Here is a 13,525-nt window from a genome sequence, read left to right on the forward strand (position 1 = left end):
CGGGGGCTGCGGAGGGGCCGGGCCCCGGTCCGAGCAACAGACAGCTCGGACCGCGGTCCGGTCATCCACAGCGGGACGACACCCCGGGGCCCAGCCCTGCAAGGCAGCTGTACGGCACCGGGGCAGGCCTTGAGGACGTACGGCACCGGGGTCCGGGCCTCGCGGTCAGCTGTACGGCGGCAAGGAAGGGCCGTCAGACCGGGGTACGGCATCGCAGGCGGCCCAGCAGGCCACTGCTGTACAGCGCCGACGAACGACCCCGTGCGACGCGCCACCCCACGAGCCGCCGGAGCCCAGAGCCGTACCCGTGCCGCGCGAGGCCCACCCGGCCCCTGCCGGAGCAACGCGTTCCGCGGGGACTCCCCGGCGTCACCGAACCGCCCCCGCGGCCTACGCCCCCGCCCGCACCCAAGCCGGCAGGCTCTCCGTCCGCTCCACCCACTCCCCCGGCGGCGCCCCCGCCTTGCCCGCGGCGATCACACCGCCGACGATGGCGCAGGTCGTGTCCATGTCGCCGCCCACCTGGGCGGTCGACCAGAAGCCCTCTTCGTAGTCGCCCAGGGCCCGGGCCGCGGACCAGAGTGCGAACGGCACCGTGTCGTGCGCCGTCGTACGCCGCCCACAGCCCAGTACGGCGGCGACCGTCGCGGTGTCCCCGTAGTCGAGCATGTCGCGAGCGCGCCGCAGACCGGCTCCCACAGCGCTGCGCGGGACGAGCGCGACGACGCCGTCGAGCAGCGCCTCGGCAGTCGGCGGGCTCGCTGCGTCGGCCGCCAGGGCGGCGGCCGCGGCGACGGCCATGGCGCCCACCACGGCCTCGCGGTGCTGGTGGGTGGTGTATGCCGAGATCTCCGCCTGGTGGACCGCCTGCTCCGGGTCGTCCGCGTACCAGGCCCCCAGGGGGGCGATCCGCATCGCGGCGCCGTTGCCCCACGAGCCCTGTCCCTTGAAGAGGGCGGACGCCAGCTCCCGCCAGTCGCCCCCCTCCTGGATCTGCCGCAGCAGCCGGTTGACCGCGGGGCCATAGCCCCGGTCGACGTCGTGGTGCTCGGCGAAGGAGCCGGCCAGCGCGTCCTGGTCGATGCGACGGTGCCGGGCCAGAACGGCCACTACGGAGGAGGCCATTTCGGTGTCGTCCGTCCACTGCCAGGGGCCGGACGGCAGCTCGCGTCGCTTGAGCAGCGGGTAGTTCACGGGCACGAAGAACCGCGAGCCCAGCGCGTCCCCCACCGCGAGTCCACGCAGGCTGGCCAGGGCGCGGTCGAGGCGTCCGCCGGGAGAGGAATCAGAGGTCATCGCCCTGCCACTCTATCCCGGCGTCCCCGTACGACTCGGGTTCACACCAGCGCTCGAACGGACGGTCAAGTGTGTACCTCCCGTCGTCGCCGAGGACGAGCATCCGCATCTCGGCGTTCCCCGGATTCGACAGCGATTCGAACTCCGCGACCGTCCAGTGGAACCAGCGCATACAGAACAGGCGCATGGCAAGGCCGTGGGTCACCAGGAGCACGTTCGTCGGGTGGTCGGGGGCCTCGAAGCTCCGGTAGAGGCTCTCCAGGAAGCCGCCGACCCGGTCGTAGACGTCAGCGCCGGACTCGCCCTGCGCGAAGCGGTAGAAGAAGTGCCCGTACGCGTCCCGGTAGGCCTTCTGGAGGCGTACGTCGTCGCGGTCCTGCCAGTTGCCCCAGTCCTGCTCGCGCAGCCGCGGCTCCTCGCGCACGCGTATGAGCCCAGGGTCCAGGTGGAAGGCGCGGAGCGTCTCGTGCGTACGGCGGTACGGCGACACGTAAACGCTTACGCGCTCTCGCCCGAAGATCTCCCGCAACCGTTTTCCCGTCTCCTCCGCCTGCTGCCACCCCTTCTCGGTGAGCGCCAGAGCGTGGTCGGGCTCGCGTTCATAAACGGTGTCATCGGCGTTGCCCGCTGACTCGCCGTGCCGGACAAGGACGATACGCCGTGGTCGAACCATGCCAAGACCCTAAAACGGCTGACGGCCGATCGAGCACTCGTACGGGCTCCATACGGCGTAGGTCACATGTTCTCCACGCAGATCACACTCGCGGACGGCACTCCGGTCAGACCGTCCACGAGGGCTCCAGAGCCACTATGTCGCCGGTCAGGGCCGCGACATCGGCCTCCGTCTGGGCGCGCAGCGCGAGCCGTTCCACGCGCTCGGCCCGGTATTTACCGTGTTCGGCGGCCGACTGCCACATGGACAGGATCAGGAACTCATGGCCCGGAGCCTCACCGAACAGGCCCCGCACCATGCCGGGCGAGCCCGCCATCGCGGGGTTCCAGACCTTCTCCTGCATCAGCGCGAAGTGTTCGGCCCGTTCCTCGTGGATGCGGCAGTGGGCCACCCGCAACAGGTCGGCGTCCGTGAAGCGCGGCTCGAAGCCGGTCTTCACATCGAACCGGTGATCGAAGAGTTTGGCCTGCGAGTCCTTGAAGGTCCCCGACTGGGCAGCCGCGAGCCGGTCGTGCGAACGGGCCATGAAGGAGTCGTAGAAGGCACGGCTCTCCCAGAAGGCGAAGATGTGCGCCACTCCGGGCCGCCCCCGGCTCCAGCCCCCGCCCTGCCCCCGGAATCCCGGCTCACCCAGCAGCCCCGCCCACTTTCGCTGCCCCCGCTCGAAACCGCGGCGGTCCACCACGGTGCAGCGAATCCACTTGACCAGCACCGCGCCATCGTAAGGCCACGGAGCGTGGCGCCGGTCACGCTCCGGCAGAGTGCACCCGCGCGAGCGCCCCCGCGCGCGTGGCACGATGGACAACGGGCCTTGACAACAGAGCAGTTGGAGGCTGAAGAAGATGGGGACGGGGAGGGGGAGATCCAATGACCGGTCTCAACAAGGGCATCCGCAAGGTCGAACTCGCGGTGAAATGGGACCCGAGTCCCGTCGGCGAGCCCGCGACCGACCTCGACATCATCGCGGCGACGTACGTGGCCGCCGATCCGTACGGAAGTCCCGCCTATGTGGTGCACTTCGACAGCCGCTCCCCGGACGGCACCATCTACCTGAACCGGGACAGCAAGGACGGCAAGGGCTTCGGCTGGGACGAGGTCATGACGCTGGAACTCGACCGCCTCAACAGCGGCTACACGCGTGTGGTGGTGGGCGTACTCATCCAGCAGCGTTCCGGCCACAAGTCGTTCGTGGGCGTCCTCAACCCGGGCCTGCGCATGCGGGAGGGCTACACCGTGCTGGCGGAGGACAACTTCGGCGGCGTCCTGGGGGCGACGGCCGCGACCGTCGGCGAGTTCGTACGCGACTCCTCCGGAGAGTGGACCTTCCATCCGGGGATCCACGGCTACGACACCGACCCGGCGGAGTTCCCGCGCGTCATGGGCACGCGCCACGACGCCTGAAACAGCCCTCTCCGTAGGAGACGCCTGAAACGGCCCTCTCCGTAGGAGACGTCTGAAACAGCCTTCTCTCTAGGAGCGAGAAAACGCCGAAGGGCGGCACGACCGGTGGTCGTGCCGCCCTTCAGGGCTTCAGGTCAGCTGCAACCGCTGGTCGAGCCGCAGCCCTCGCAGATGTAGCAGGAACCGGCCCGCTGCATCTTCGTACCGCAGGAGAAGCACAGGGGGGCGTCCGCCTGGATGCCCAGCTGCATCTCCACCAGTTCGGCACTGGTGTGGGCCTGCTTCGGGGCGGGCTTCGCCGCCTCGACCTCGGCCTTCGGGGTGGCGACGGCCTTCAGCTCCTGCGCGCGGGGCGCGGACTGGGCCAGACCCTCGACGTCCACCTCGTCGTCGGACGGCTCGTACGAACCGGTCTCCAGGTGACGCTGACGCTCCTCGGCGGAGTGGATGCCGAGCGCGGAGCGCGTCTCGAAGGGCAGGAAGTCCAGCGCCAGGCGACGGAAGATGTAGTCGACGATCGACTGCGCCATCCGCACGTCCGGGTCGTCCGTCATGCCGGCCGGCTCGAAGCGCATGTTCGTGAACTTCGAGACGTACGTCTCCAGGGGCACGCCGTACTGCAGACCCACGGAGACCGCGATCGAGAAGGCGTCCATCATGCCCGCGAGGGTGGAGCCCTGCTTCGACATCTTCAGGAAGACCTCGCCGAGACCGTCGTCCGGGTAGGAGTTGGCGGTCATGTAGCCCTCGGCGCCGCCCACCGTGAAGGAGGTGGTGATGCCGGGACGGCCCTTGGGGAGGCGCTTGCGGACCGGGCGGTACTCGACGACCTTCTGGACCGTCTCGCGGATGGTCGCCTCGGCCTTCGCGGTGACGGCATCGGTCGCGGACTTCTCCTTCTCCTTGGTCTTGGCGGAGAGGGGCTGGCCGACCTTGCAGTTGTCGCGGTAGATCGCGAGCGCCTTGACGCCCATCTTCCACGCCTCGAAGTAGACCTCTTCGACGTCCTCGACGGTCGCCGTCTCCGGCAGGTTGACCGTCTTGGAAAGCGCGCCGGAGATCCAGGGCTGGATCGCGGCCATCATGCGGACGTGGCCCATCGCGGAGATGGAGCGCTCGCCCATGGCGCAGTCGAAGACCTCGTAGTGCTCGTGCTTGAGGCTCGGGGCGTCGACGACATTGCCGTTCTCGGCGATGTGGGCGACGATCGCCTCGATCTGCTCCTCCTGGTAACCCAGGCGGCGCAGGGCCTGCGGAACGGTGCCGTTGACGATCTGCATCGAGCCGCCGCCGACCAGCTTCTTGAACTTGACCAGCGCGAGGTCGGGCTCAAGGCCGGTGGTGTCGCAGGACATCGCGAGACCGATGGTGCCGGTCGGGGCGATGACCGAGGCCTGCGCGTTGCGGAATCCGTTCTTCTCACCCAGGTGCAGCACGTCCTGCCAGGCCTCCGTGGCGGCGGCCCAGATCGGCGTGTCGAGGTCGTCCACACGGACGGCCACGGCGTTGGCGTCGGAGTGCTGCTTCATGACGCGCTGGTGCGGCTGCGCGTTGCGGGCGTAGCCGTCGTACGGGCCGACGACCGCGGCGAGCTCGGCGGAACGCCGGTACGAGGTGCCGGTCATCAGCGAGGTGATGGCACCGGCGAGGGCGCGACCGCCGTCGGAGTCGTACGCGTGGCCGGTCGCCATCAGGAGGGCGCCCAGGTTGGCGTAGCCGATGCCCAGCTGACGGAAGGCGCGGGTGTTCTCGCCGATCTTCTGGGTCGGGAAGTCCGCGAAGCAGATCGAGATGTCCATCGCGGTGATGACCAGCTCGACGACCTTGGCGAAGCGCTCGACCTCGAAGGACTGGTGGCCCTTGCCGTCGTCCTTGAGGAACTTCATCAGGTTCAGCGAGGCGAGGTTGCAGGACGTGTTGTCCAGGTGCATGTACTCGCTGCACGGGTTCGACCCGTTGATACGACCGGACTCCGGGCACGTGTGCCAGTGGTTGATCGTGTCGTCGTACTGGATGCCCGGGTCTGCGCAGGCCCAGGCGGCCTCGGCCATCTTGCGGAAGAGCGTCTTGGCGTCGACCTCCTCGATGACCTCGCCGGTCATACGGGAGGTGAGACCGAACTTGCCGCCCTCCTCGACCGCCTTCATGAACGTGTCGTTCACACGGACCGAGTTGTTGGCGTTCTGGTACTGGACGGACGTGATGTCGTCGCCGCCCAGGTCCATGTCGAAGCCCGCGTCACGGAGGGCGCGGATCTTCTCCTCCTCCTTGACCTTGGTCTCGATGAAGTCCTCGATGTCGGGGTGGTCGACGTCGAGGATGACCATCTTGGCCGCGCGGCGCGTGGCGCCGCCCGACTTGATCGTTCCTGCGGAGGCGTCGGCGCCGCGCATGAAGGAGACGGGACCCGAGGCGTTGCCGCCCGAGGAGAGGAGCTCCTTGGAGGAGCGGATACGGGAGAGGTTCAGGCCGGCACCGGAGCCGCCCTTGAAGATCATGCCCTCTTCCTTGTACCAGTCGAGGATCGACTCCATGGAGTCGTCGACGGACAGGATGAAGCAGGCCGAGACCTGCTGGGGCTGAGGCGTCCCGACGTTGAACCAGACCGGGCTGTTGAAGCTGAAGATCTGGTGCAGGAGGGCGTACGCCAGCTCGTGCTCGAAGATCTCGGCGTCGGCGGGCGAGGCGAAGTACTTGTAGTCCTCGCCGGCCTTCCGGTACGTCTTCACGATGCGGTCGATGAGCTGCCTGAGGCCCACCTCGCGCTGCGGGGTGCCCACGGCACCACGGAAGTACTTGCTGGTGACGATGTTGACCGCGTTCACCGACCAGAAGCCGGGGAACTCGACGCCACGCTGCTCGAAATTGATCGAGCCGTCGCGCCAGTTGGTCATGACGACGTCACGGCGCTCCCACTCCACCTCGTCGTACGGGTGCACGCCGGGGGTGGTGTGGATGCGCTCGATGCGCAGTCCCTTGCTGGCCTTGGTGCCCTTGGCGCGGGAACCTCGTGCCGGACCGCTCGCCGTCTCTGTCATGCCGCCTCCCTGTATCGGGCTAAAACGCCCTGAAGTGCCACGTTCTTCCCATGGCACGGTGTGTGTCTGGTGCTGCGCGCGCCGCTACGCGGCCGCCCGCAACAGGTCTTTGGTCGCCACCGATGGGGGCCGATCCGAGTCGGCCCTTCCGTCAGTCGGCGGCGTTGGCGGGCACGGGGACCTGGACGGTCCCTCCGGACCCACGGTCGCTTTCCGGACGCTCCGCGTCCGCGGCTGCCACGTCCGCATCCGCCTCGCCCGCGTCTTCCTCGTCCGCGGCGGGGCGCTGCCTCGTCTCTTCCCTGAGTTCCACGATGGCGGCCTCGAAGTCCTCGAGCGAGTCGAACGCCCGGTACACGGACGCGAACCGCAGATAGGCGACGAGGTCGAGTTCCTGCAACGGGCCGAGTATGGCCAGACCCACGTCATGGGTGGTCAGCTCGGCGCTCCCGGTGGCCCGCACCGCCTCCTCGACCCGCTGGCCGAGCTGGGCGAGCGCGTCCTCGGTGACCGGCCGCCCCTGGCACGCCTTGCGCACGCCGTTGATGACCTTGGTACGACTGAAGGGTTCGGTGACGCCGGACCGCTTGATCACCATCAGCGAGCACGTCTCCACCGTCGTGAAACGACGGGAGCAGTCGGGGCACTGGCGGCGCCTGCGGATCGACGTGCCGTCATCGGTCGTACGGCTGTCGACGACACGGCTGTCGGGGTGCCTGCAGAAGGGGCAGTGCATGGCTCCAACCCTCCTTCACGGCACGACTCATAGACCTCGCGAGACCTCTCGGGCCCCTCGAAGCAGCCCCAAGCATAGGCGATGACCGGAGGCTCGAAGACCCGGGGGACCACAACTTCTGGGCTGCTACAGCAATCCAACCACTAGATGTGGGGATCGACCCCTAAATTCACCCAGGACACGCGTGTCGCACACGTAATGGCATGTGCCGCGCGGTCATACCGATCCCGGGCACGCAGAGATACCGTGGTCAGCGCGCGGAAGGGGGCCGGTACCCGACTTACGGGGTGCCGGATGGCAGACTGGACCGCGGCCCACATCTGTCGGCACGGCCATCGCCCCGGCGGTGAAGAGTACAGCAATGAGCCCTTATGTCCGCCGGATGCAGCGTTGGCTATACACCCAGACATGTGATCACGGTAGGCAATCCGCAATTTTTCACTCGAACGTGTGTTTGGCGCAACCTTTCGAAAGCAACTACCGTTGTCCAGCAGGGAGACCATCGAGAGGGGCCGACGTGACCACCACCGCAGACAGTGCCACCATCACTGCCCAGGACCGCTCCCAGGGCCGACTCGAGCCGGTGCATGCGATGAACGAAGCCACGAATCATGAGGGGCCCAAGCGCTCCCTGCCAGGGCGACCTCCAGGCATCCGCGCCGACAGCTCGGGACTCACCGACAGGCAGCGCCGGGTGATCGAGGTCATCCGGGACTCCGTGCAGCGGCGCGGCTACCCGCCGTCGATGCGGGAGATCGGACAGGCGGTCGGCCTCTCCAGCACCTCGTCGGTCGCCCACCAGCTGATGGCACTGGAGCGCAAGGGCTTCCTGCGCCGCGATCCGCACCGGCCGCGGGCGTACGAGGTCCGGGGCTCCGACCAGTCCTCGGCGCAGCCCACGGACACGGCGGGCAAGCCGGCCGCGTCGTACGTCCCGCTCGTCGGCCGTATCGCCGCCGGTGGCCCGATCCTGGCCGAGGAGTCGGTGGAGGACGTCTTCCCCCTCCCCCGGCAGCTGGTCGGTGACGGCGAGCTGTTCGTCCTGAAGGTCGTCGGTGACTCGATGATCGAGGCCGCCATCTGCGACGGGGACTGGGTGACGGTCCGGCGCCAGCCGGTCGCGGAGAACGGCGACATCGTGGCCGCGATGCTGGACGGCGAGGCCACGGTGAAGCGGTTCAAGCGCGAGGACGGCCATGTGTGGCTCCTCCCGCACAACGCCGCGTACCAGCCGATTCCCGGCGACGAGGCGACCATCCTGGGCAAGGTGGTGGCGGTGCTGCGGCGCGTGTGACAGCACACGCCGGGCGGGACAACCCCGCCCCGCCCTTGACCGGGCCCCGGGACCACCTGCGCCGGTTCCGGGGCCCTGTGCGTTGCCCTCCGGGGGTCGGGCGGGGGCAGCGTGCGCGGCGTCCAGAGATGGTCCGCCCCGACGACTACGCGCCCCCGAAGGGGGTTTGCTCGCGGGGGGCAGAAGGATCGTCCGCAGGCTCCGAGGGGAATGCGTTGGCGCCGAGCGATACGCGTAGGCGCCGGGCGACACGTGCGGGCGTCGGGCGATATTCCGGGCGCCGGACGATGTTCGCGGACGCCGAGCGATATGCGTCCGTAGGTGCCGGACAACATGCGTTGCTGCCGGACGACATGCGCAGACGCCGGACGACGGACGCGTTGCCGAGCGATACGCGTAGGCGACCAGCGACATGCGCTGACGCCGGCTGACATGCCCGGGCGCCCTGCGACATGCGTAGGCCCCGGGCGACATGCGCGGCGCCGGACAACGTGCTCGGGCGCCGAGCGATATGCGCGGGCACCGTGCGGCATGCTCGGGCATCCAGCGATATGCGCGGGCGCCATGCGGCATGCTCGGGCGCCCAGCGATATGTACGGGCACCGTGCGGCATGCTCGGGGGTCGCGGCATGCGCGGGTGTCGGGCGTTCCGGTGGTAGGCCCGGGACGGAGATCCCGAGCCTGAGGGCCGCACGGCAGCTGGGGGTGCCCACAGGACGGGTGGTTCGCGGGGCCCGGGTGTGGCCGTGTGGGTGGTGTTGTTTGGCCGGAGGGGCAGCCGAGGCGGAGCGACTCCGCCCGTAGGGGCACCCGGGCAGGCCCGCCTCGGGCCGAGTGCGGCCGAGTGCGCGGGTCCCTCAGCCTGCCGCGGGGAAGACCTACGCCTCCTCCGTCTCCCCCGCCCCCACCGTCTCCTCGGCCTTCCGGGCCGCCGCGTCGATCGCGGTGAGCGACCTGCGTACCTGGTTGCGGTCCGTGGTGTACCAGAAGTCGGGGAGGGACGTCTTGAGGTAACTGCCGTAGCGCGCCGTCGCGAGGCGCTGGTCCAGTACGGCCACCACACCGCGGTCACCGGTGGCCCGTACGAGGCGGCCGGCACCCTGGGCCATCAGCAGCGCCGCGTGGGTCGCTGCGACGGCCATGAAGCCATTGCCGCCGTTCTCCTCGACGGCCTTCTGGCGGGCGCTCATCAGCGGGTCGTCGGGGCGCGGGAAGGGGATCTTGTCCATGACGACGAGCTGGCAGCTGGGCCCGGGGACGTCGACGCCCTGCCAGAGCGAGAGGGTGCCGAAGAGGCAGGTCTTGGGGTCGGCCGCGAAGTTCTTGATCAGCTCGCCGAGCGTCTCCTCGCCCTGCAGCAGGATGGGGTACTCGGGGATGCGCGAGCGCAACTCCTCCGCCGCGAGCTGGGCGGCCCGCATCGAGGAGAACAACCCCAGCGTGCGGCCGCCCGCGGCCTGGATCAGCTCGGTGAGCTCGTCCAGCATGTCCGCACGGTCGCCGTCGCGCGCGGGACGGGAGAGGTGCTTGGCCACGTACAGAATGCCCTGCTTGGGGTAGTCGAAGGGCGAGCCTACGTCGACGCCCTTCCACTGCGGGAGGTCGTCGCCCTCGGTGCCCTCCGGGGCGAGTCCCAGCGATGCCCCCACTCCGTTGAAGTCGCCGCCCAGCTTCAGGGTGGCGGACGTCAGGACGACGGAGCGGTCCGCGAAGAGCTTCTCCCTGAGGAGGCCGGAGACGGACATGGGGGCGACGCGGAGCGAGGCGCCGAAGCGGTCGTGGCGCTCGTACCAGACGACGTCCCACTCGGAGCCGTTGGTGATCCGCTCCGCCACGTCGTGCACGGACTCCACCGAGGCGAGAGCCTGCTTGCGGACGGAGTCCTCGTCCTGGACGGACTTGTCGCGGGTGGAGCCGATCGCCGAGATCACCGTACGAGCGGCGTCGCGCAGTGCCATCAGCGCGTATCCGAGATCCTCCGGGATCTCCTCCAGGCGGCCCGGGAGCGCGAGCTCCATCAGCCGCTCGAAGCCCTCGGCGGCGGTCTGGAGCTGATCGGCCGCCTTCTCGTTGACGAGCTTCGCGGCGCGGCGCACCGCGCGGTTGACCTGGCCGGGTGTGAGCTCGCCGGTGGCGACACCGGTGACCCGGGAGACCAGCTCATGGGCCTCGTCGACGATCAGCACCTCGTGCTGCGGGAGGACCGGCGCGCCCTCGATGGCGTCGATCGCGAGCAGCGCGTGGTTGGTGACGACGACCTCGGCGAGCTTGGCACGCTCGCGGGCCATCTCGGCGAAGCACTCCGCTCCATAGGCGCATTTGGTGGCGCCCAGGCACTCGCGGGACGAAACGGACACCTGAGCCCAGGCGCGGTCCGAGACGCCGGGCGTGAGGTCGTCGCGGTCGCCGGTCTCGGTCTCGTCCGACCAGTCCCGCAGCCGCAGCAGGTCCTGGCCCAGCTTGCTGGTGGGCGCGGCCGCCTCGAACTGGTCGAAGAGGCCGTCCTCCTCGTCCTGCGGCACGCCCTCGTGCAACCGGTGCAGACACAGGTAGTTCGACCGGCCCTTGAGCATCGCGAACTCCGGGCGGCGGCGCAGCAGCGGGTGCAGCGCGTCGACGGTCCGCGGAAGGTCGCGCTCCACGAGCTGCCGCTGGAGCGCCAGGGTGGCGGTCGCCACGACGACCCGCTCCCCGTGGGCGAGCGCGGGCACGAGGTAGCCGAGCGACTTTCCGGTGCCGGTGCCCGCCTGGACCAGCAGGTGGGAGCTGTCGTCGATGGCACCCGCGACGGCTTCGGCCATGGTCACCTGGCCAGGGCGCTCCGTACCGCCGACGGCAGTGACGGCAGCATGCAGGAGTTCGGGGAGTGAGGGCTCTGTCATAGCGTTGCCAGCCTACGGGGCGCCACTGACAATCGGGCGATCAAGGCCCGGCCGACGGACGCGATCAAGACGAGAACGAGTACGGGCCGGATGATCAAGGCCGGTGGAGGGGGTTCGGGACCGTGCCGTGCACCGCGGCGTGCGGGCGCTCGGGGCGGTCGCGGTAGCCGTCGAGGTGCAGTCGGTTGCGGTTGAGGCACAGACGCTCGATACGCGGAGTGAGCAGGTCGAACATCTCGTAGCGCTCCTTGAGCTCGGGAAAGCGCGCCTGGTGGCGGACGATCTCCGCCCGGACGAGCGACCAGAACTCGGCCTCAGGAACGCCCAGTTGTTCCTCGCAGAGCGGTGCGAGGTAGCGGAAGACCCCCACGAAGAGCCCGGAGTGGATGAACTGGGTCAGGAACGCCGGCGGCTCGGTCAGCAGTACGTTCCGTACGTCGTCCGGCATGGTCGCGTGCTCGGGCAGCGGGTCCGCACTCACGTTGACGTCGTCCACGAAGTCCTTCACCGCGAGTCGGACGGGGACGTCGTGGTCGTCGAAGACGACGATCGCGTTCTCTCCATGGGGGCTGAACACGGTGCCGTACCGATAGAGGAAGTGCAGCAGCGGCGGCAGGAGCGCGGCGAAGAGGCGGCGCAGCCAGACGTTGGGGGCGAGGCCCGAGCGGGCGACGAGCTCCGCCGTGAAGGCGCGGCCGTCCGGGTCGGTGTGCAGGAGCGCGGCCAGGGTGCGCGCGCGTTCACCGTGGGTCAGATGGCGGGAGACCGGCTCGCGCCAGATCGCGCCGAGCAACTCCTTGTACTGATAGGGCACTTCGGGAAGGGCGTCGTACACGGGGTGGTTCACCGTCACCGAGGCGACCTCGCCGAGCAGGATCACCCCACAGGTGTCCCGCAGGAACGGGTCGGCGTCTCTCAGTGCGTGCATCCAGGCGGTGACGGCGGGCGCCGCGAGCGTGCGTTCCGTCGGCAGACCGCGCCAGACCAGGGTGTTGAGCACGGACAGCGGCAGTTTCACCGTGTGCCGGTCCGGGTGCGAGACATTGAGGAACGTACGGATCGACTGCTGCGGGAGCCGCAGGTCGCCGTCGGAGGGCAGTGGCACGATCGCTCCCGCGGCTACGGAGGGCGCGAACAGCGGCAGCACGACGTCGTCCCACTGCCAGGGGTGCACGGGCAGATAGAGGTACGACTCCTGAGTGAGCCCACGCGCGCGTAGTACCTCGTCGAAGGACTCCCTCGTGGCGGGGGCGAGTTCGCGCGCGTAGAGCTGTTCGGCGGAGTGGAGGCTCGGGACGCCTCGGTAGGTGGCGAGCGTGGTGTGCACCGCGATCCAGGGAATCGGCGTCGCCCTGCGGGCCTCCGGCGCCCAGTCCGCGGCGTCCGTCGCGGAGAAGCCGAGGCGGCCCTTGTTCAGCACGATCCAGGGGTGGCCGGTCTGGTGGCCCTCCAGTTCGGCGTAGCCGAGGTCGGCCAGTTCGGCCGCCGTATGGGCGTCGCGGTCGAGGCGGGCGTCCGCGGCGAGCGTCGTGCTCAGTTCACGGACCACGTGGCCGAGCGTCGCGCCGTCGATCTCCAGTGTGCCGCGGGCCCGGGTGAGGAAGCCGAGCGGGTCGGTGAAGGGGCACGGCTCCGCCCCCTCCTCGGTGAGGGTGAGCGAGGCGGGGTCGACGCGCCAGCTGTCGTACGAGGCCCGGCGGGCGCGGAAGGAGAGGCTGCCGCCGGCGTCGAGACGGAGGGCGTAGGGGCGGAGGGTGCCGGTGTGCCCGGTGTTCTCTTGCGGAGTGTTCTCGTGCGGGGTGTTCTCGTGCGGGGTGTTCCGGTACGGGGTGTCCTGGTGCGGGGTGTCCTGGTGGGCGGAGGCGGGTCGTGGTGAGGGTCGTGAGGAGGCCGCTCCGGCGGAGGAGTCGGGGCCGGTCACCGGATCGTGCTCACTGCGGAGGGGGGCCACTTTTCCCTCCGCGCCCCGCTGAGCCTCCGAACCCGGCTCCGGCTCCGGTTCCGATTCGGGCTCCGGTTCCGGTTCCGGTCTGACGATCTCCTCGTGGGCGAACTCGCCGATCATCTTCGCGAGCAGTCGGCGGCCGACCTGGTCCCATCGGTCTTTGCGCAGCTCGGGCGGGTCGTACAAGGCGGGCTGCTCTCCGGAGGCCGGGATGGCGGATGGATGCGGCACGGGGACTCCTTGACAGGGAACCGGATCGG

At 69.6% G+C, this 13,525-nt stretch carries 9 protein-coding genes; 2 read left to right on the forward strand and 7 right to left on the reverse strand.

Annotated elements, in window-relative coordinates:
• Positions 1-390: 390 nt before the first annotated feature.
• The 3 genes from ACFZDJ_RS42825 to ACFZDJ_RS42835 all read right to left on the reverse strand — a co-directional run bounded on the left by ACFZDJ_RS42825 (position 391) and on the right by ACFZDJ_RS42835 (position 2,681).
• Positions 391-1,296 (reverse strand): ADP-ribosylglycohydrolase family protein, encoded by a 906-nt coding sequence (locus tag ACFZDJ_RS42825; protein ID WP_391067454.1) that lies wholly within the window; start codon positions 1,294-1,296, stop codon positions 391-393.
• A complete protein-coding gene (locus tag ACFZDJ_RS42830; RefSeq protein ID WP_390936404.1) occupies positions 1,286-1,969 on the reverse strand; it encodes a histidine phosphatase family protein in 684 nt (227 codons plus the stop codon). The genes ACFZDJ_RS42825 and ACFZDJ_RS42830 overlap by 11 nt, the downstream gene beginning before the upstream one ends.
• Positions 1,970-2,075: 106 nt before the next feature.
• Positions 2,076-2,681 (reverse strand): YdbC family protein, encoded by a 606-nt coding sequence (locus tag ACFZDJ_RS42835; RefSeq protein WP_099920297.1) that lies wholly within the window; start codon positions 2,679-2,681, stop codon positions 2,076-2,078.
• A gap of 155 nt (positions 2,682-2,836) precedes the next feature.
• On the opposite strand from ACFZDJ_RS42835, the gene ACFZDJ_RS42840 reads away from it, so the two are divergent.
• Complete coding sequence (locus ACFZDJ_RS42840) at positions 2,837-3,370, forward strand: TerD family protein (RefSeq protein WP_391067456.1); 534 nt, start codon at positions 2,837-2,839, stop codon at positions 3,368-3,370.
• Between the two features lie 134 nt (positions 3,371-3,504).
• On the opposite strand, the gene ACFZDJ_RS42845 is transcribed toward ACFZDJ_RS42840, so the two are convergent.
• Together ACFZDJ_RS42845 and nrdR are read right to left on the reverse strand one after the other, a co-directional pair.
• Positions 3,505-6,408: a vitamin B12-dependent ribonucleotide reductase gene (locus tag ACFZDJ_RS42845; RefSeq protein ID WP_391067459.1), complete on the reverse strand. Its 2,904-nt coding sequence runs from the start codon at positions 6,406-6,408 to the stop codon at positions 3,505-3,507.
• Between the two features lie 151 nt (positions 6,409-6,559).
• Positions 6,560-7,144 (reverse strand): transcriptional regulator NrdR, encoded by a 585-nt coding sequence (gene nrdR, locus ACFZDJ_RS42850; protein WP_168511878.1) that lies wholly within the window; start codon positions 7,142-7,144, stop codon positions 6,560-6,562.
• 517 nt (positions 7,145-7,661) lie between these two features.
• Here nrdR and lexA point away from each other — a divergent pair.
• On the forward strand, positions 7,662-8,438 hold the full coding sequence (gene lexA, locus ACFZDJ_RS42855; RefSeq protein ID WP_054229877.1) for a transcriptional repressor LexA: 777 nt from the start codon (positions 7,662-7,664) through the stop codon (positions 8,436-8,438).
• Positions 8,439-9,316: 878 nt separating this feature from the next.
• Here lexA and ACFZDJ_RS42860 read toward each other — a convergent pair.
• Positions 9,317-11,320, reverse strand: a complete 2,004-nt coding sequence (locus tag ACFZDJ_RS42860; protein WP_168511876.1) for an ATP-dependent DNA helicase — start codon at positions 11,318-11,320, stop codon at positions 9,317-9,319.
• Positions 11,321-11,414: 94 nt separating this feature from the next.
• Positions 11,415-13,496 carry an IucA/IucC family protein gene (locus ACFZDJ_RS42865; protein WP_391067462.1) on the reverse strand — a complete coding sequence of 694 codons (2,082 nt, stop codon included), beginning with the start codon at positions 13,494-13,496 and terminating at the stop codon, positions 11,415-11,417.
• Positions 13,497-13,525 lie beyond the last annotated feature (29 nt).

The organism is Streptomyces sp. NPDC007896, from assembly GCF_042959425.1.
GTDB lineage: Bacteria > Actinomycetota > Actinomycetes > Streptomycetales > Streptomycetaceae > Streptomyces.